The 18,779-nt window shown below is 65.5% G+C and carries 13 protein-coding genes; 12 read left to right on the forward strand and 1 reads right to left on the reverse strand.

Features of this window, described 5'->3' with window-relative positions:
• The first annotated feature begins 7 nt into the window (after positions 1-7).
• The 4 genes from JG743_RS09850 to JG743_RS09865 all read left to right on the forward strand — a co-directional run bounded on the left by JG743_RS09850 (position 8) and on the right by JG743_RS09865 (position 5,961).
• Positions 8-1,042 (forward strand): ABC transporter substrate-binding protein, encoded by a 1,035-nt coding sequence (locus tag JG743_RS09850; protein ID WP_202300011.1) that lies wholly within the window; start codon positions 8-10, stop codon positions 1,040-1,042.
• 66 nt (positions 1,043-1,108) lie between these two features.
• Positions 1,109-2,305 carry a serine hydrolase domain-containing protein gene (locus JG743_RS09855; RefSeq protein WP_202300012.1) on the forward strand — a complete coding sequence of 399 codons (1,197 nt, stop codon included), beginning with the start codon at positions 1,109-1,111 and terminating at the stop codon, positions 2,303-2,305.
• A 33-nt stretch (positions 2,306-2,338) separates the two neighbouring features.
• A complete protein-coding gene (locus JG743_RS09860; RefSeq protein WP_202300013.1) occupies positions 2,339-3,517 on the forward strand; it encodes a serine hydrolase domain-containing protein in 1,179 nt (392 codons plus the stop codon).
• A 122-nt stretch (positions 3,518-3,639) separates the two neighbouring features.
• Positions 3,640-5,961 (forward strand): Tex family protein, encoded by a 2,322-nt coding sequence (locus tag JG743_RS09865; protein ID WP_202300014.1) that lies wholly within the window; start codon positions 3,640-3,642, stop codon positions 5,959-5,961.
• On the opposite strand, the gene JG743_RS09870 is transcribed toward JG743_RS09865, so the two are convergent.
• Positions 5,962-6,873, reverse strand: a complete 912-nt coding sequence (locus tag JG743_RS09870; RefSeq protein ID WP_202300015.1) for a LysR family transcriptional regulator — start codon at positions 6,871-6,873, stop codon at positions 5,962-5,964.
• Positions 6,874-6,980: 107 nt separating this feature from the next.
• Here JG743_RS09870 and JG743_RS09875 point away from each other — a divergent pair, with 107 nt between their 5' ends.
• The 8 genes from JG743_RS09875 to JG743_RS09910 all read left to right on the forward strand — a co-directional run bounded on the left by JG743_RS09875 (position 6,981) and on the right by JG743_RS09910 (position 18,776).
• The gene (locus JG743_RS09875; protein WP_202300016.1) at positions 6,981-8,171 is read left to right on the forward strand and encodes an acyl-CoA dehydrogenase; all 1,191 of its coding nucleotides are present in this window, start codon (positions 6,981-6,983) and stop codon (positions 8,169-8,171) included.
• 105 nt (positions 8,172-8,276) lie between these two features.
• Positions 8,277-11,636 carry a transglutaminase family protein gene (locus JG743_RS09880; RefSeq protein WP_202300017.1) on the forward strand — a complete coding sequence of 1,120 codons (3,360 nt, stop codon included), beginning with the start codon at positions 8,277-8,279 and terminating at the stop codon, positions 11,634-11,636.
• A 6-nt stretch (positions 11,637-11,642) separates the two neighbouring features.
• Positions 11,643-14,054 (forward strand): circularly permuted type 2 ATP-grasp protein, encoded by a 2,412-nt coding sequence (locus JG743_RS09885; protein ID WP_202300018.1) that lies wholly within the window; start codon positions 11,643-11,645, stop codon positions 14,052-14,054.
• Positions 14,055-14,057: 3 nt separating this feature from the next.
• Positions 14,058-14,942, forward strand: a complete 885-nt coding sequence (locus JG743_RS09890) for a transglutaminase family protein (protein ID WP_202300019.1) — start codon at positions 14,058-14,060, stop codon at positions 14,940-14,942.
• Between the two features lie 125 nt (positions 14,943-15,067).
• On the forward strand, positions 15,068-16,003 hold the full coding sequence (locus tag JG743_RS09895; RefSeq protein WP_202300020.1) for a glycosyltransferase family 2 protein: 936 nt from the start codon (positions 15,068-15,070) through the stop codon (positions 16,001-16,003).
• On the forward strand, positions 16,003-16,701 hold the full coding sequence (locus tag JG743_RS09900; protein ID WP_202300021.1) for a glycosyltransferase family 2 protein: 699 nt from the start codon (positions 16,003-16,005) through the stop codon (positions 16,699-16,701). Before JG743_RS09895 ends, JG743_RS09900 begins: the two co-directional genes overlap by 1 nt.
• A 167-nt stretch (positions 16,702-16,868) precedes the next feature.
• Positions 16,869-17,612, forward strand: a complete 744-nt coding sequence (locus JG743_RS09905; RefSeq protein WP_202300022.1) for a hypothetical protein — start codon at positions 16,869-16,871, stop codon at positions 17,610-17,612.
• A 72-nt stretch (positions 17,613-17,684) separates the two neighbouring features.
• Positions 17,685-18,776 carry a DNA topoisomerase IB gene (locus JG743_RS09910; protein ID WP_202300023.1) on the forward strand — a complete coding sequence of 364 codons (1,092 nt, stop codon included), beginning with the start codon at positions 17,685-17,687 and terminating at the stop codon, positions 18,774-18,776.
• The last annotated feature ends 3 nt before the right edge of the window (positions 18,777-18,779 follow it).

An 18,779-nucleotide genomic window follows, 5' to 3' on the forward strand; every position in this document is an offset into this window, starting at 1 on the left:
CACATCCATGAACTGGAAGATCACAGCGACCGCCATGGGGTTGGCGCTGCTCGCCTCGACAGGTGCAGCTTTCGCCGATGGTGAGTTGAACATCTACAATTGGGGCAACTACACCAGCCCCGACGTCATCAAGAAGTTCGAGCAGAAATACAACGTCAAGGTGACGATCACCGATTACGATTCGAACGACACGGCGCTGGCCAAGGTGCGCCAGGGCGGCACTGGCTTCGACATCGCGGTGCCGTCGCAGACTTACGTTCCGATCTGGATCAAGGAAGGCCTCGTCCTGGAGACCGATCCGGGCAAGATGGAGAACTTCAAGAATGTGGCGCCGGAATGGGCCAACCCCGAGTTCGATCCGGGCCGCAAATACTCCGTGCCATGGGCGCTTGGCACCGTCGGCGTCGTCGTCAACACCGACGTGTACAAGGGGCCGTCCGATAGCTGGGGCATCATTTTCAACACTCCGGACGAGCTGAAGGGCAAGGTCAACGTCGTTCCCGAAATGAACGACGTCATCTTCGCGGCGATCAAGTATGTCGGGGGTCAGCAATGCACGACCGACAAGGAAGTGCTGAAGAAGGTGCGCGACACGCTTGTCAGCGCCAAGCCCAACTGGATCGCCATGGAGTACAACACCATCGAGAAGATGGGCGCGGGCGATTTCAAGGCGACCAGCGACTGGAACGGCTCGGCGCTGCGCCAGCGGCTGGCGAATCCCGCCATCCACTATTTCTACCCGAAGGAAGGCTATGGCCTGTGGAGCGACAATGTCGTCGTTCTCAAGGAAGCCAAGAATGTCGAGAACGCCAAGCTGTTCCAGAACTTCATCATGGATCCGGAAAATGCCGCCGGCCTGTCGGCTTTCCACCGCTACGCCAACGCCATCACCGGTTCGGACAAATACATGCCGGCCGACATGAAGGATGCGCCCGAAGTGGTCATTCCCGAGGCATCCAAGGCGAAAGCCGAGTTGCAGCTGATGTGTCCGCCGGACGTCCAGGAACTCTACACCAAGATCTGGACCGAACTGCAGAAGTAGCCGCATCGTTACGGACCCGGCGGCAGGCGCCGCCGGGTCCGTTTTCATGTCGTCGGGACATTGATCATGGATTCCTACCGCAACTCGGATCCGCGGCCGCCGATCATGCAAGGCTCGCCGCCCAGGCTGGTGCCGCCGAAGCTCGACTGGGACCGGCCGCCCTGGAACCGTTGGGCATTCCAGCACATCCGCGAGTTCCTGCCGACCGTCGAGGTCTGGCGCGGCCACGGCCATCGCCATCGCTTCGAGCGGGCCGAGGTCGATCTCGACGCGTTGCCGGTGGAGGGCAGCACGGGTGCGCCGACGACGCTCGCGGGGCTGCTCGACGAGACCTATACGGACGGCTTCCTGGTGCTCAAGGACGGCAGGATCGCCTATGAGCGCTATTTCAACGGCATGGACGAGCGCACGCTGCACCTGTCGCAGTCGATGGCGAAGTCTGTCACCGGCTCGGTGTTCGGCATCCTCGTCGGGCGAGGACTGATCGATCCGGCAAAGCCGGTGACCAGCTATCTTCCGGAGCTCGGCGCGACCGGCTGGGCAGACGCCAGCGTGCAGCATGTGCTCGACATGACGACGGGCGTGCGCTTTTCCGAGGAATACACAAATCCCTACTCAGAGATCGGCCAGGTCGATGTCGCCACCGGCTGGAAGCCAGTGCCGCCCGGCAGCGATCCATCCTTCCAATGGCCGTCGCATCTGTTCGAGCTGATCCTGCGACTCAAGGACAAGGTGCGGCCGCATGGCGAGGCGTTCGAATACCGCTCGATCGAGACCGATGTGCTGGCCTTCATCATGGAGCGGGTGACCGGCAAGCGGCTGGCGCAGCTGGTTTCCGAGGAACTCTGGCAAAAGCTCGGCGCGGATGAAAGCGCCTGCTTCACTGTCGACAGCGCCGGCTATGCGCTGGCCGATGGCGGCTTCAACGCGACGCTGCGCGACTATGCCCGCTTCGGCAAGCTGATCCTCGACAATGGCGGCGGCGTGGTGCCGGCCGACTGGATCGAGGCAACGCGCAACGGCAGGCACGGTCCCGACTTCAATCCCAGCCTGCCCTCAGGCAGCTACCGCAACCAGTTCTGGATCGAGGATCCGCACTCGCGCGCGCTGATGTGCCGGGGCGTGTTCGGGCAGCTGATCCACATCGACTGGGACAACGGAATGGTCGCGGTGAAGCTTTCGACCTTTCCGAATTTCACCAACACAGCCTATTCGGTGGCGACGCTGAAGGCCGTGCATGCCATAGCCGCCGCGCTGGCCTGACCCTCAAGCAAGCTGAAGATCCGGGAGACCGTCATGACCGGCAAGACCGCGTTCGAGACAAGATACGGCTTTGCCCGCAATGCGGTGCTGCTCGCCAACTGGCGCGAAAGCCCGTTCAGCCGCTGGTCGTTCCAGAATGTCGGCGAGCTGGTGCCGAGTGCGCCCATCGCGGCCCCCGGCGGCGGCGAGGCGCCGCAGCAGGCGCTTGGCGGGCTGCTCGACGAAAAGGTCGTCCTGGCGAATGGGCCGGAAACGGTCGCGGCCTTTCTCCAGCGCTCGGATACCGATGCGCTGACCATCATGAAGGGCGGCAAGTGGGTCGGCGACTGGCTGGCGCCGCATATGGCATTCGGCGCCCGCCACGTCATCTTCTCGATCAGCAAGTCCTTCACCGCCATTCTCGCCGGCATTCTGGAAGGCGAGGGGGTGTTCGACCCGGAGGCCCCGGTCGTCAGCTACATTCCCGAAGCCAAGGGCTCTGCCTATGGCGATGCGAGCTGCCGGCATGTGCTCGACATGACCGTCAGCCTCGATTTCGAGGAGGCCTATCTCGATCCCGAAAGCGCGTTTGCCCGCTATCGCCGCTCCACGCTGTGGAATCCGGGCGGCGGCTCCGAGAGCCTCACGGCGTTTCTCCTGACGTTGCAGCGTCTTGGCGAACCGCATGGCCAGACCTATCGCTACCGCTCGCCCAATTCCGATTTGCTTGGCGTGCTGCTGGAGCGGGCGTCCGGCCAGCGCATAGGCGACCTCCTGCGCGAGAAATTGTGGCTGCCGCTCGGCGCGGCGGGCGAGGGCTCGATCACCGTAGAGATGGAAGGCACGGCGCGCACGGCCGGCGGCATTTCGGTGACGCCGCGCGACCTTGCGCGCGTCGGCGAGATGATGCGGCAGGGTGGCATGGCCAATGGCCGCCGCATCGTGCCGGAAGCCTGGGTGCGCGACACGGTTGCCACCGGCGGCAGCTTCGAGGCCTGGCAGCGCGGCACGATGGCGTTCCTGTTCCCGAAGGGGCGCTACCGCAACAAATGGTACCAGACCGGCGCCGATAGCGGTGCTTTCTGCGGTATCGGCATCCACGGCCAGTGGCTCTACGTCAATCCGAGGGATGAGCTGGTCATCGCCAAGATGTCATCGCAGCCCGAGCCGGTCGATGACCGGCTCGATGTCGAGTTGATGGCCTTCTTCGAGGCGCTGAGCCGGATGGTCTGAGCCGGGCCGGGGCGTCGATCACGCCAGCTTTCCTGTGGACCGGTCCGGCTCCTCGCAAACGTCACGGTTGGCGGAGCTGATATCACGGCCTATGGTCGCCGCTCTTTTCGACAGGGACTGGCATGGCATCGGACATCAAACGCATCGCAGCAATCATCGCGGCCGAGATCGGCGGGCGGCCGGAGCAGGCGGCGGCGGCGATCGGGCTGCTGGATGAGGGCGCCACGGTGCCGTTCGTGGCGCGCTACCGCAAGGAAGTCACCGGCGGGCTCGACGACACGCAATTGCGCGACCTTGCCGAGCGGCTGGCCTATCTGCGCGAGCTCGACGCCCGCCGCGACACGATCCTCGGTTCCATCCGTGAGCAGGGCAAGCTGACCGAGGAGCTGGAGGCCAAGATCAATGCCGCGGCAACCAAGGCCGAGCTGGAAGACATCTACCTGCCCTACAAGCCTAAGCGGCGCACCAAGGCGGAGATCGCCAGGGAACGGGGGCTCGGGCCGCTGGCCGAGGCGATCCTTGCCGACCGCTCCGCGGTGCCAGCCGACCTCGCGCTCGCCTATGTCAGCGAAGAGGTGGCCGACGTGAAGGCTGCGCTCGAAGGCGCGCGCGACATCCTGTCGGAGCAGTTCGCCGAGAATGCCGACCTTGTCGGCAAGCTGCGCTCCTACATGAAGGAACGCGCCTTCCTGCGCGCCAAGGTCGTCGACGGCAAGCAGGAGGCCGGGGCAAAGTTCTCCGACTATTTCGACCATGTCGAGCGCTGGGCGAATGTGCCCAGCCATCGTGCGCTGGCCATGCTGCGCGGCCGCAACGAGGAGGTGCTGTCGCTCGACATCGAGGTCGATGCCGACGACGCCTCGCCGGTGAAGCCGGTCGAGCGCATGATCGCCAATGCCTATGCCATTGGCGGCAGCCTGCCCGGCGACCGATGGCTGATGGAAGTGGCCGGCTGGACCTGGCGCATCAAGCTGTCCTTGCATCTGACACTCGACCTGATGCGCGATCTGCGCGAGCGGGCCGAGGAAGAGGCGATCCACGTCTTTGCGCGCAATCTGAAGGACCTGCTGCTTGCAGCGCCGGCCGGATCGCGACCTACGATGGGGCTCGATCCCGGCATCCGCACCGGCGTCAAGGTGGCGGTGGTGGACGGCACCGGCAAGCTAGTGGCGACGACGACGGTCTATCCGTTCCCGCCCAGGAACGACGTGCGCGGCACGCAGGCCGAGCTGGCGAAGCTGATCCGGCTGCATAAGGTCGAGCTGATCTCGATCGGCAACGGCACCGGCAGCCGTGAGACGGAAAGACTTGTCGCCGACATGCTGTCGGAGCTGCCTGCCGATGGTGGGCCGAAGCCGCTCAAGGTGATCGTCAGCGAGGCGGGCGCCTCGGTCTATTCGGCCTCGGCGACGGCGGCGGCGGAATTCCCCGGCCTCGACGTGTCGCTGCGTGGTGCTGTCTCGATCGCCAGGCGCCTTCAGGATCCGCTGGCCGAACTGGTCAAGATCGAGCCGAAGTCGATCGGCGTCGGCCAATACCAGCACGATGTCGACCAGTACCGGCTCGGCCGCTCGCTGGAAGCAGTGGTCGAGGATGCAGTCAATGCCGTCGGCGTCGATCTCAACACGGCCTCCGCCCCGCTGCTGGCGCGGGTTTCCGGCCTGGGTACGTCGCTTGCCGAGGCGATCGTCGCGCATCGCGACGCCGGCGGGCCGTTCGCCAGCCGCCGCGACCTGCTGAAGGTGTCGCGGCTCGGGCCGCGCGCCTTCGAGCAATGCGCTGGTTTCCTGCGCATTCCGAACGGCGCCGAGCCGCTCGATGCCTCGGCGGTTCACCCGGAGGCCTATGGCGTGGCGAAGAAGATCGTCGCCGCCTGCGGCCGCGATGTGCGCTCGCTGATGGGCGACAGCGCCGCGCTCAAGGCACTCGATCCTCGCGTCTTCGTCGACGAGCGCTTCGGCCTGCCGACGGTCCGCGACATCTTGGCCGAACTGGAGAAGCCCGGCCGTGACCCGCGCCCCGGCTTCAAGACGGCGACCTTTGCCGACGGCGTCGACGATATCAAGGACCTGAAGCCCGGCATGCTGCTCGAAGGCACCGTCACCAATGTCGCCGCCTTCGGCGCCTTCGTCGACATCGGCGTGCATCAGGACGGGTTGGTGCACGTCTCGCAACTGGCCGACCGTTTCGTCAAGGACGCGCATGAGGTGGTCAAGGCCGGCGATGTGGTGAAGGTGCGGGTCGTCGATGTCGACATCAAGCGCAACCGCATCGGTCTCACGATGCGCAAGGACGGCGATGGCGGAGCCCCGCGAAGCGGGCCGCGCGACAATGGTGGCGGCAAACCAGCGCCGCGTTCGCCGGCGCCGCAGCGCCAGCCGGAGCGGCCGGCCGCGCAGGGCGCGTTCGGTGCCGCGCTCGCCGAGGCCTTGAAGCGGAAGTAGCTACCACGCCAAAACAGCCGGCTCCTTGCCAAGCTGGCCTAGCAGCCAGTCGCGAAAACTGGCGACCGGCGGATGGCTGTGTTTGTCATGCGGGACAACGAGGTAATAGGCGCTGCGGCTCTGCATCGGCTGACCCGGCGCTGGCACCAACTGGCCGCGCTGCAATTCTGCGGCAATCAGGATTTCCGGCAGCAGCGCGACGCCGAGCCCGGCCATGCAGGCCTGGGCGGCGGTGCCGAACTGCTCGAACTGCATTCCCGGCCCGGTCGGCGCGCTGAGCCCCTGATGCTCGAACCATTCGGTCCAGGCGCCGGGGCGCGTTGCCATGTGCAGCAGCGGCAGGCGGCCGATATCGGCCGCCGTGGCGATCCTTTGCCCTTTCAGGAATTCGGGCGATGCCACTGGCGCCACCGTCTCGCGCACCAGCAGCGTGGAATCGGCATCCGGCCAGTCGGGCAGGCCGTAATGGATGGCGGCGTCGAGCCGCTCGCGGGCGAAGTCGAAGCGGCCGACGCGGGTGACGAAGTTGATGGTTATGTCGGGGTTGCTGGCGACGAAATCGGGGATCAGCGGCATCAGCCAGCGCGTGCCGAAGGTCGGCAAAATCGCCAGGTTCAGGATGCCACCATGCCGATTGCTCATCAATCCGAGAGCCGCGTCGCGCAGTTGCCCGAGCGCGGAGCGCACCGCGTCGGCATAGATTTCGCCTGCCGTCGACAGCCGGACATTGCGGCTGTCGCGCACGAATAGCCGGCGTCCGAACTGCTCTTCCAACAGACTGATCTGCCGGCTGATGGCGCCCTGGGTAAGGTCTAGCTCGCGGGCGGCGGCGGTGAAGGAGCCAAGCCGCGCCACCGCCTCGAAGGCGGCAAGGGCGCTGGTGGTCGGCAAGAGACGGCGCTGGACATTCATGATCCATTACTAACGCTCATTGATCGGTGATGCAATTTCGTTTGATTTTTTCGAGAGGGGGGCCGATAAGCCCCGCACCTCAAGATTTTGCGCGGGAGAGACAGGCCATGGCCGCCGACAAGAACGCATTCGTCTGGGAAGATCCCTTCCTGATCGAGGACCAGCTTTCCGAGGATGAGCGCATGGTGCGCGACGGTGCTGCCGCATTCGCCGGCGACAAGCTCGCGCCTCGTATCGAGGAGGCCTATCTGGACGAGAAGACCGATCCCGCGATCTTCCGCGAGATGGGCGAAGCGGGCCTGCTCGGCATCACCATTCCGGAGGAATATGGCGGGCTCGGCGCCAACTACGTCACCTACGGGTTGGTAGCGCGGGAAGTCGAGCGCATCGATTCCGGCTACCGCTCGATGATGAGCGTGCAGTCGTCGCTGGTGATGTATCCGATCCATGCCTATGGCTCGGAAGAACAGCGCAAGAAGTACCTGCCCAAACTGGCGTCCGGCGAATGGATCGGCTGCTTCGGTCTCACCGAGCCGGATGCCGGCTCCGATCCGGGCGGCATGAAGACGCGGGCCGAGAAGACGGCAGGCGGCTACAGGCTTTCCGGCTCTAAGATGTGGATCTCCAACGCACCGATCGCCGACGTCTTCGTCGTCTGGGCGAAATCATCAGCACATGACAACCAGATCCGCGGCTTTGTGCTGGAGAAAGGCATGAAGGGGCTCTCGGCGCCGAAGATCGGGGGAAAACTCAGCCTCCGCGCGTCGATCACCGGCGAGGTGGTAATGGACGGCGTCGAGGTCGGCGAAGAGGCACTGCTGCCCAACGTCTCCGGCCTCAAGGGGCCGTTCGGCTGCCTCAACCGGGCGCGCTACGGCATCTCCTGGGGCGCGATGGGCGCGGCCGAGGATTGCTGGCACAGGGCGCGGCAATATGGCCTCGACCGCAAGCAGTTCGGCAAGCCACTCGCCGGCACGCAGCTCTTCCAGAAGAAGCTTGCCGACATGCAGACCGAGATCACGCTAGGCTTGCAGGGCTCGCTCCGGGTCGGGCGGCTTATGGACGAAGGCAAGATGGCGCCTGAGATGATCTCGATCGTCAAGCGCAACAATTGCGGCAAGGCGCTCGACATCGCCCGCCAAGCCCGCGACATGCATGGCGGCAACGGCATCCAGATCGGCTACCACGTCATGCGCCATGCGCAGAACCTGGAGACGGTCAACACCTATGAGGGCACGCATGACGTGCATGCGCTGATCCTCGGACGTGCCCAAACAGGCATTCAAGCGTTTTTCTAAGCCGGCAACGTTGCTCAAATTAGGTGCAGCGCAACATCTCTGCTTGGAGAATGGCCTGCATTTGTGTCAGGGTTCGGCGATTGAAACGCCGAACTCCGGGGCACCATGGCAATTCTGGCAGCCGTCCACCACCTGACGCACTACAAATACGACCGGCCGGTCGTTCTTGGCCCCCAGGTGATCAGGCTGCAGCCGGCGCCGCATTCGCGCACCAAGGTGCTCAGCCATTCGCTCAAGGTCGAGCCGAAGAGCCATTTCGTCAACCTGCAGCAGGACCCCTACGGCAACTTCCTTGCTCGCTTCGTCTTCCCGGAGCCGGTGAACGAGCTCAAGATCGAGGTCGACCTCGTTGCCGACATGACGGTCTACAACCCGTTCGACTTCTTCGTCGAGGAATCGGCCGAGACCTTTCCGTTCGAGTATCCGGAAGAGATCAGGGAAGACCTTGCCATCTATCGGACGCCGGAGCCGGCGGGCCCGTTGCTGTCGGCTTTCCTCGGAACGATCGACCGCAGCCCGAGGAACACCGTCAATTTCCTCGTCGACCTCAATGCGCGGCTGCAGCGCGAGATCGCCTACATCGTGCGCATGGAGACCGGCGTCTTTTCGCCGGAGGAGACGCTGGCCGCGGCCAAGGGCTCGTGCCGGGATTCCAGCTGGCTGCTGGTGCAGATACTGAGGAATCTCGGCATCGCCGCGCGCTTCGTCTCCGGCTACCTGATCCAGCTCAAACCCGATCTCGTCGCGCTTGACGGGCCGCCGGGCACCGCTGTCGACTTCACCGACCTGCATGCCTGGTGCGAGGTCTATATTCCGGGCGCCGGCTGGATCGGCTTCGACCCGACCTCCGGCCTGCTCACCGGCGAGAGCCATGTGCCGCTGGCCGCCACGCCGCATTTCCGCAATGCCGCGCCGATCTCCGGCATGGCGAGCTTCGCCAATGTCGATTTCGGCTTCGACATGCGGGTCGACCGCATCGCCGAGCATCCGCGCATCACCAAGCCGTTCTCCGACGAGAGCTGGCAAGCGCTCGACGCGCTGGGCAACAAGGTCGACGCGGCGCTCGCAGCGGGCGACGTTCGCCTCACGATGGGCGGCGAGCCGACCTTCGTGTCGATCGACGATTTCGAGTCGGCGGAATGGAACACGGCGGCCGTCGGCCCGACCAAGCGCGAGAAGGCCGACGCGCTGATCCGTCGGCTGCGCGAGCGTTTCGCGCCGGGCGGCTTCCTGCACTATGGCCAGGGCAAGTGGTATCCGGGCGAGAGCCTGCCGCGCTGGACCTTCTCGCTCTACTGGCGCGCCGATGGCGAGCCGGTGTGGAGCGATCCATCGCTGATCGCGCGCGAAAAGAGCGAGGCGGATATCGGGCCGCAGCAGGCCGAAAGCCTGCTGACGGCAATTGCCGGCGAACTTGGCATCGACAAGGCGATGGTCAGCGAGGCCTATGAGGATCCGGCCGAATGGCTGCTCAAGGAAGGCAAGTTGCCGGAGAATGTCGATCCATCCAACTCCAAGCTGGAAGATCCCGAAGAGCGTAGCCGCATGGCGCGCGTGTTCGAGCGCGGCCTGACCAAGCCGTCGGGCTATGTGCTGCCCGTTCAGCGCTGGAACAGCCAGGCGGCGGGGCCGCGCTGGCGCTCGGAGAAATGGAAGACGCGGCGTGGCCGGCTGTTCCTGGTTCCCGGCGATTCACCGGTCGGCTACCGTCTGCCGCTCGGCACGCTGCCCTATGTGCCGCCGGCGCAATTCCCCTATATCGTGCCGGTCGACCCGTCGGTTCCGCGTGGCCCGCTGCCGGAGCGCGCGGCCATTTTGCCAGAAGCATCGCCGGCCGAACTGGAAGGCGCCGACGAAATGGCGCGACGCCAGCAGGCGGTGTCGTTCACCGCCACGACCGGCCAGCAGGACCGTGTCGAGCAGGAGATCACCGAGATCGGCGGCGCGGTGCGCACCGCGCTCAGCGTCGAGCCGCGCGATGGCCGGCTCTGCGTGTTCATGCCGCCGGTCGAGGCGCTGGAAGATTATCTCGAACTGGTCGCGGCGGCCGAAAACGCCGCGCGCTCGATCGGACTGCCGGTGCACATCGAGGGCTACGGCCCGCCGCACGATCCGCGCCTCAACGTCATCCGCGTGGCTCCCGATCCCGGTGTCATCGAGGTCAACATCCATCCCGCCGGCAACTGGCAGGAATGCGTCGCCACGACGACGGCGATCTACGAGGAAGCGCGGCTGACGCGGCTCGGCACCGACAAGTTCATGATCGACGGCCGCCATACCGGCACCGGCGGCGGCAACCATGTCGTGGTGGGCGGCGCCACGCCGAACGACAGTCCGTTCCTGCGCCGGCCCGACCTTTTGAAAAGCCTGGTGCTGCAATGGCAGCGCCACCCGTCGCTGTCCTACCTGTTCTCGGGCCTGTTCATCGGCCCGACCAGCCAGGCGCCGCGCTTCGACGAGGCGCGCCACGACTCGCTCTACGAACTCGAAATCGCGATGGCGCAGGTGCCGCATCCCGACAAGGGCGCGGCCCCCTTGCCGTGGCTGGTCGACAGGCTGTTCCGCAATCTCCTGACCGACGTCACCGGCAACACGCACCGCTCCGAGATCTGCATCGACAAATTGTTCTCGCCAGACGGTCCGACCGGCCGGCTGGGCCTGGTCGAGTTCCGCGGTTTCGAGATGCCGCCCAATGCGCGCATGAGCCTGGCGCAGCAGCTTCTGGTACGGGCCATTATCGCCCGTGCGTGGAAGAACCCGCTCGATGGCCGCTTCGTGCGCTGGGGCACCTCGCTGCACGACCGCTTCATGCTGCCGCACCATGTCTGGGCGGATTTCCTCGACGTGCTGGAGGACCTCAAGCTCAACGGCTTCGAATTCCGTCCGGAATGGTTCGCCGCGCAGCTCGAATTCCGCTTCCCGTTCTGCGGCGAGGTCCAGCATGCCGGCGTCAAGCTGGAGCTCAGGCAGGCGCTGGAGCCCTGGCATGTGATGGGCGAGCAAGGCGCGATCGGCGGCACCGTGCGATTCGTCGATTCCTCGGTGGAAAGGCTTCAGGTGAAAACGGAAGGCCTCAATCCGGAGCGTCACGCCGTCGTCTGCAACGGCCGCGTCGTGCCGATGAAGGTGACGGACAATAGGGAGGTCGCGGTGGCGGGCGTGCGCTTCAAGGCCTGGCAGCCAGCATCCGGCTTGCATCCGGCGCTGCCGGTCAACACGCCGCTGGTCTTCGACATCTACGACCGCTGGTCGGGCCGGGCGGTGGGCGGCTGCGTCTACCATGTCGCGCATCCCGGCGGGCGCAATTACGACACCTTCCCGGTCAATGGCAACGAGGCGGAGGCGCGGCGGCTTGCCCGCTTCGAGCCGCGCGGCCATACACCGGCGGGTTACGTGCTCCACAATGAAGAAGCCTCTGAAGATTTCCCGATGACCCTTGACCTCAGGCGGCCTCCAAGACTCTGATCGACGATGGCGAAGGGGAATCAGAAGAAGATAGGCGGCAAGCCGCTGAGCCACAGTCTGCTGGAGCACTACCAGCCGATCGACGGCGTCGTCGACGAGATGGTCGACGCCTCGGGCAATCCGCGCCCGGTCTGGCGCGCCTTCATCGAGGCGCTGGAGGACCTTGGTCCTGAAAAGCTCGCCCAGCGTTTCGCCCGCGCCGACCAGTATCTGCGCGACGCCGGCGTCTATTACCGCGTCTACGACAAGGCCGGCGCCAATGAGCGCGAGTGGCCCCTGGCGCATGTCCCGCTGCTGATCGAGGAACAGGAATGGGCCGCGATCAGCGCCGGCCTCGTGCAGCGCGCCGACCTGTTCGAGGAGACGCTGGCCGACATTTACGGGCCGAACCGCCTGATCGGGAAGGGCATCCTGCCGGCCGGCCTGATCGCCGCCAGCCCTGAATATTTGCGGCCCGTCGTCGGCACAAGGCCGGCCAGCGGCCATTTCCTCCACATGCTGGCCTTCGAGCTTGGCCGCGGTCCGGACGGCCGCTGGTGGGTGCTGGGCGACCGCACGCAGGCGCCCTCAGGCGCGGGCTTCGCGCTGGAGAACCGCGTCGCCACCACGCGCGCCCTGTCCGACATCTATGGCGAGATGCATGTGCATCGCCTGGCCGGCTTCTTTCGCCGCTTCCGCGACGCGCTGATCGGCATGGCCAAGGACACCGGCGGCCGTGTCGCCATCCTGACGCCTGGGCCGCTCAACGAGACCTATTACGAGCATGCCTATATCGCGCGCTATCTCGGCATCATGCTGCTCGAAGGCGAGGACCTGACCGTCTCCGGCGGCAAGCTGATGGTGCGCACCGTCTCGGGGCTGAAGCCCATCGGGGTGCTGTGGCGGCGGCTCGATGCCGCCTTCGCCGACCCACTGGAACTCAGGCCCGATTCGCAGATAGGAACGCCAGGGCTGGTCGAGGCGATCCGTAGCGGCACGGTCTCGGCCGTCAACGCGCTGGGCTCAGGCCTGATGGAGACGCGGGCGCTGCTCTCCTTCCTGCCGCGGATTTCCAAGGAATTGCGCGGCGAGGAGCTGCTGTTGCCGAGCGTCGCCACCTGGTGGTGCGGGCAGGACGGCGAGCGTGAACATGTGCTCGCCAATCTCGACCGCATGGTGGTCGGCCCGGCGCTGTCGACGCGGCTTGCCTTCGAGGACGACGACGCGACCAGGCTCGGCTCGGAGCTCTCCGACGCCGAGCGGGCGGAACTGGTGGCGCGGATCAAGGGCAGCGGCGGCGACTTCGTCGGCCAGGAGGCGGTGACGCTTTCCACAACGCCCGTCTATGTCGGCGGCTGGCTGGAGCCGCGGCCGGCCAGCCTGCGCGTCTATCTGGCGCGCACGCCGGATGGCTGGACGGTGATGCCCGGCGGTTTTGCGCGGGTCGGCTTCTCGCAAGACACAACGGCCATCGCCATGCAGCGTGGCGGCCAGGCGGCGGATGTGTGGGTGGTCAGCGACCGGCCGGTCGAGCGCGAGACCCTGCTGCCGCAGGAGCACGACAGCTTCACCCGCTCCATGCCGGGCAGCCTGCCCAGCCGCGCGGCGGAGAACCTGACATGGCTCGGCCGCTACATCGAGCGATCGGAAGACACGGCGCGCGTGCTGCGCGCCTATCACGTGCGGCTGGCCGAGACCTCCGATCCCGACACGCCGCTGCTTGCCGATATCAGGGACTATCTCGAACCGTTCGGCATCGACGTCGAAACGGCGATCCCGCTCGGCCTGATCGGCACGCTGGACAGTGCCGTCTACAGCGCCGGCCAGATCCGCGACCGTTTCTCGCCCGATGGCTGGCTGGCGCTGAAGGACCTGTCGAAGACCATCCATCAGTTCGCCAGGACGGTCGCGCCGGGCGACGACGCGACGCGGGCGATGACGGTGATCCTGCGCAAGCTCGCCGGCTTCTCCGGCCTGCTGCACGAGAACATGTACCGCTTCACCGGCTGGCGCTTTCTCGAAGTCGGCCGGCGGCTGGAGCGCGGCATACAGATCGCCCGCATGCTTGCCCGGTTGACCAGGACCGGCGCGCCGGACGGCGCGCTCGACATGATGCTGGAGATCGGCGACAGCGTCATGACCCATCGCCGGCAGTATCCGGTGCAGGCAGGCCGGCGCACGGTGATCGATCTCCTGGCGCTCGATCCGCTCAACCCGCGCTCCATCCTGTTCCAGCTCGAGCGGTTGAAGGCGGAGATCGGCATGCTGCCTTCCACCGGCGGCGAAGGACACATGTCGCCGGCGGCCAAGGAAATCCTGCAGCTCAACACGGCGATCGCCGTCATGGAGCCCTCGGACATGACGGCGCAAGTCATCGACGATCTCGCCAATGAGATCGGCGGCCTCTATAACAGCCTCGCCAAGGCCTATTTCGGATAGGGCATGCTCTACGACATCAGGCTTCATCTGAGCTACGACTATGATGCGGCGGCCGGTGGCGGCCGGCACCAGGTGCGCGTGCTGCCGCCGACGATTGCCGGCGTGCAGCGGGTGGTCGCCGCTTCGCTGTCCTTCGCGCCGGCCCCAGGCGAGCGCTCCGACTTTGCCGATTTCTTCGGCAACAACGTCACGTCGATCGCCTTTCGCGACGCTCATGACGCGCTCGACATCCGGATGAGCGCGCGTGTGTCGGTGTCGCGCCCGGAACCGGGGCTGGACGTATCGCCCGACCTCCAGCGGCTGCGGGAAGAGCTCGGCGGCGTGCGGTCGCTGGCGCCGGATTCGCCGCATCACTTTATCGCCGCCAGCGATCATGCCGGCATCGATGTCGCGATCACCGCCTATGCGAAAGACAGTATCGCCGGCTCGACCGTCGCCACGGTCATGGATCTGTGCAACCGCATCCATCGCAATTTCACCTATGACGGCGAGGCAACCACCGTGCAGACGCGGGCCAGCGATGCCTTCGGCCTGAAACGCGGCGTCTGCCAGGATTTCTCGCATATCATGATCGCCGGCCTGCGCGGGCTGGGCATTCCCGCCGGCTATGTCAGCGGCTTCCTGCGCACCATACCGCCGAAGGGCAAGCCCCGGCTCGAAGGCGCCGATGCCATGCATGCATGGGTCAAGGCCTGGTGCGGGCGTGACGCCGGATGGCAGGAATTCGACCCGACCAACGGCATGCGGGCGAGCAACGACCACATCACCGTCGGCTACGGGCGGGATTATTCCGATGTGGCGCCGATCGTCGGCGTGCTCAAAACCACCGGCGGCCAGGCGGCCGAGCAGGCGGTCGACGTCATCCCGGTGGCGCTTGAGAAGGTGTGATGGCCAAGCCTCTCCGGGTTTCGGAACGGGTAAAGATTGCTTCTCAAATCTCCACGCTATCGCTATCTTGCGCTGCGGGGCGGTAAGGCCGGATGCGTGACGTGCGCCGGCGCGGAGTTTGCCAATTGAAAGCGGTCAGCGTCATCATTCCGGCACATAATGCGGCGGCGACCATAAAAAGGACGCTGGCGTCGCTGCATTCGGAAGCCGATGTCATCGGCGAAGTGCTGCTGGTCGACGATTCGTCGTCGGACGACACCGCAAGCGTTGCCGAGGATGCCGCTTCGCGATTTGCGTTGCCGTTGCGCGTCATCCAGTCAGCTTGCAGGGACGCGGGCGGAGCCCGCAATCTCGCGCTGTCGCAGGCGAACTACCCCTGGATCTACATGATCGATGCCGACGACCTGCATCTGGAGGGCGGGCTGCGGTCATTGCTTTCGCGGACCGACCTGCAGGCGAAAGCCGACATGGTGGTCGGCGCCTACCGCAGGCGGACCGATGGCGTGGACCGGCAGATCAAGCTGCCTGCCGGCTATACGGCCGGCAGCATCGCCAATGCCTCGGCTTACATAGGAGGGCACATACGCTCGATCGCCGTCGGAAGCGCGCTGGTGTCCAGGCGCGCGATCGATGAAACGCGATTCCCGACCGGGCTCGCCTATGACGAGGACACGTTGTTCTGGACAAGGGTGCTGAGCAATGCCCGGCTTGCCGTCATCACGCAACCGGTCATGGTTTATCTCGTTTCGGCGGAACGCTCCGACGATCGCTTTACGGTCAAGCCGGCAAAGCGCTTCCTCGAATGGCGCAAGGCGCTGCACGGGCTCGCCGAATGCGGGATTCCGAAGTCGACGCTGAAGACCAGGGAAGGGCTTGTCGCCCTGAAGATCGCGCGTGTCCATTATGCGCGCGGTGACCTGGATACGGCGGCCCGGTTCCTGGCCGTGGCCAAGGCCGCGCCGAAGGTGCCGTCGGACGTCTGGCGTTGCATGCGCTATCAGTTCAAGCTTGCGGCGCGGCGCCGGTTTTCCATGCCGCGCGTCCAGTTGCAAAGCGCCTGATGGCCGGGAGGCCGGAACTCGCAGTCGTGGTGATTGGTTTCCGGGCGCCCGCCGAGTTGGTCGCAGCAGTAAGGTCGGTGCTCGGCCAGAACATACCGGTCGAGGTGGTGGTCGTGAATTCCGGCGGCGGGGATGTCCAGGCACTGCTGGGCTGCGCCGGTCTCGATGTCAGGGTCATCGAGGTCGAGCAGCGACCGTTCGCCGGCGGCGCGCGAAATGTCGGCCTTGCGGCGACACAAGCCCCGTTCGTCGCCTTCCTCGCCGCGGATTGTCTCGCCTGCCCGGGCTGGGCTGCAGTCCGGCTGCACCATCACAGGCAGGGTGCCGCGACCGTGGCGAGCGCGATCCTCAACAGCCATCCGCGCAATCTCGTTGCCTGCGCGGCGCATCTGGTGATGTACATGCGACGTCTGCCCGGTCTCTCCGCCGAAAAGGCGCTGCGCTACGGCGTCTCCTTCGACCGGGCGCTGTTTGATCGATATGGGCTGTTCGACGAGCACATGGTGTCGGGAGAAGACACCGATTTCATGACCAGATTGCCGGACGCGATGCAGCCGGTCTGGGACCCGCGCATCCTCACCATCCATCGCAACGAGACAAGCCTGTCCGGTCTGCTTGCCGACCAGTACCGCCGCGGCCGCCGCTTTGGCGCCTATCTAAGGTCCGTCGAAGGCGAAAAAGCCGTTGAGGCCGTTTAGAAGGATTTTCCGGGACCGCCGCAATGCCGGCTGGCGAAAGAGGGTCTGTCTGGAAAGGACAGGACGTTCGCGATGCTGTCGCTGCCGATCGTGTGGCTGGCGCTGTTCGCCAAATCGCTGGGATCTCTCATCGGCGCCAAGTATGGTGACGGGAAGGGCTGGCGCCAATGATCACGGTCGAGATGAAGCCGCCGCGCCGGCGGCGCGGCCGATTGTTCTGGTCGAAACGGAGGATCGTGGCGGTGTTCAGCTACCGCTACGACGCACATCTGGTGCCTGGCCTGATCGAGAACCTCGAACCGATCGCTGACGGCTGGATTGCATATGACGATCGTGGTTCGGGGGAGATATTCAGCAGCGAGCCGGCGAGGCGGCGTGCCCTGCTCGGCGCGGCTTTCGAGGCGGGGGCCGATTGGATCCTGGCGATGGACCCCGATGAGCGGCTGGAAAACGCGGTCGCCGATCGAATCGGTGAACTGACCAGCCGGTCGCGGCGTGTAGTCTGGGGCTTCCACACGCTGGAGATGTATACGCCGGCCAGCTACCGCATCGACGGCGCCTGGGGCCAGAAGATGCAGCACAGATTGTTCCACGCCTATCATCCGGATCGCTACCGATCACCGGATCTGCATGGCGCCTGGTTCCCGGAGGACCTCGGCCTCAAGCTCAGGGACAGCGGTCTCAATCTTTATCATTTGAAGATGATCGAGCCAAAGCGGCGTACGGCACGTCGCGATCTCTACAATCATCTCGATCCGGATCGCCTGCACCAGGATATAGGCTACGACTATCTGGCCGATGACTCGGGCGCGGTTCTCGAGACCATACCGCCAGGGCGAGAGTATTTTCCTGTCCACAGCGACGACGGCGGGCTCTGGATGGCGGATGTGTCGACCGTCCCGCGAGCGTGACCCCTTAAGGGCAGCACGGAACCAGTCGCCGGCCATGCGGCTTATCTACGGACCAGTTCCGTGGGATTCATCATGCTGCAACGACCGCAATCCTCCCCTGACCGTTCAGCAGGAGAGGACGAAACCCGAAAGAATGGCGCGCTCGATTCGGCCGAGCGTGCGTCGCTCACCTATGTCAGCGAGGCCGATCCCGGAATTCGACGCCTGAGAAGGGGCAAAGGCTTTACTTACCTCCGGCCTGACGGCCGTTCGGTCCCAGCGGCCACGCTTGCGCGCATCAAGGCACTCGCCATTCCACCGGCGTGGACCGATGTGTGGATTTCGCCCGATGCCTGCGGCCATATCCAGGCGACCGGCCGGGACCAGCGCGGGCGCAAGCAATACCGCTATCATGCACTGTGGGCCGCCGAGCGCGACGGCGCCAAATATTCAAGTTTGATCGCCTTCGCCAAAACCCTGCCCGAACTGCGGCGCCGCATCGACGCCGATCTGCGCCGCCACGGCCTGCCGGCGGAACGCGTCGTAGCGGCCACCGTCTGGCTGCTCGACAATACGATGATCCGCGTCGGCAATGCCGCCTATGCCCGCGACAACAAGAGTTTCGGGCTGACGACGTTGCGCGACCGCCATGTCGACATCGAGGGATCGAGCCTGCGGTTCGCGTTCAAGGGCAAGTCCGGCAAGGAATGGAAGCTGAAGCTGGTCGACCGCCGGATCGCCAGGATCGTGCGCGGCGCGCAGGAACTTCCAGGCCAGAAGCTGCTTCAGTATCTTGACGAGGACGGCAACAGGCATCCGGTCGGCTCCGCCGACGTCAACCGCTATATCCGCGACGCGGCAGGCGCGGATTTCAGCTCCAAGCATTTCCGTACCTGGGGCGGCACCATCCACGCCGCGTCGCTGTTTGCGCAAGCCGAGCGTCCGGAAAGCCAAGCGCAGATGAAGCGAGTCATGAACGGCATCATCGACAGGGTCGCCGAGCGCCTCGGCAACACGCGTGCCGTCTGCCGCAAATGCTACATCCACCCGCTGGTCTTCGAAGCATGGGCGGATGGGCGGCTGCCCGGCGAAATGGCGGAGGCCAGCAAGCGAAAACGGCTGATACCCGGTCTCGACGAAGAGGAGGCGCTGGTGTTGCGATGGCTTGAGGCGCGCGGCGCCTGACCA

The organism is Mesorhizobium sp. 131-2-1 (assembly GCF_016756535.1).
Classification (GTDB): Bacteria; Pseudomonadota; Alphaproteobacteria; order Rhizobiales; family Rhizobiaceae; genus Mesorhizobium.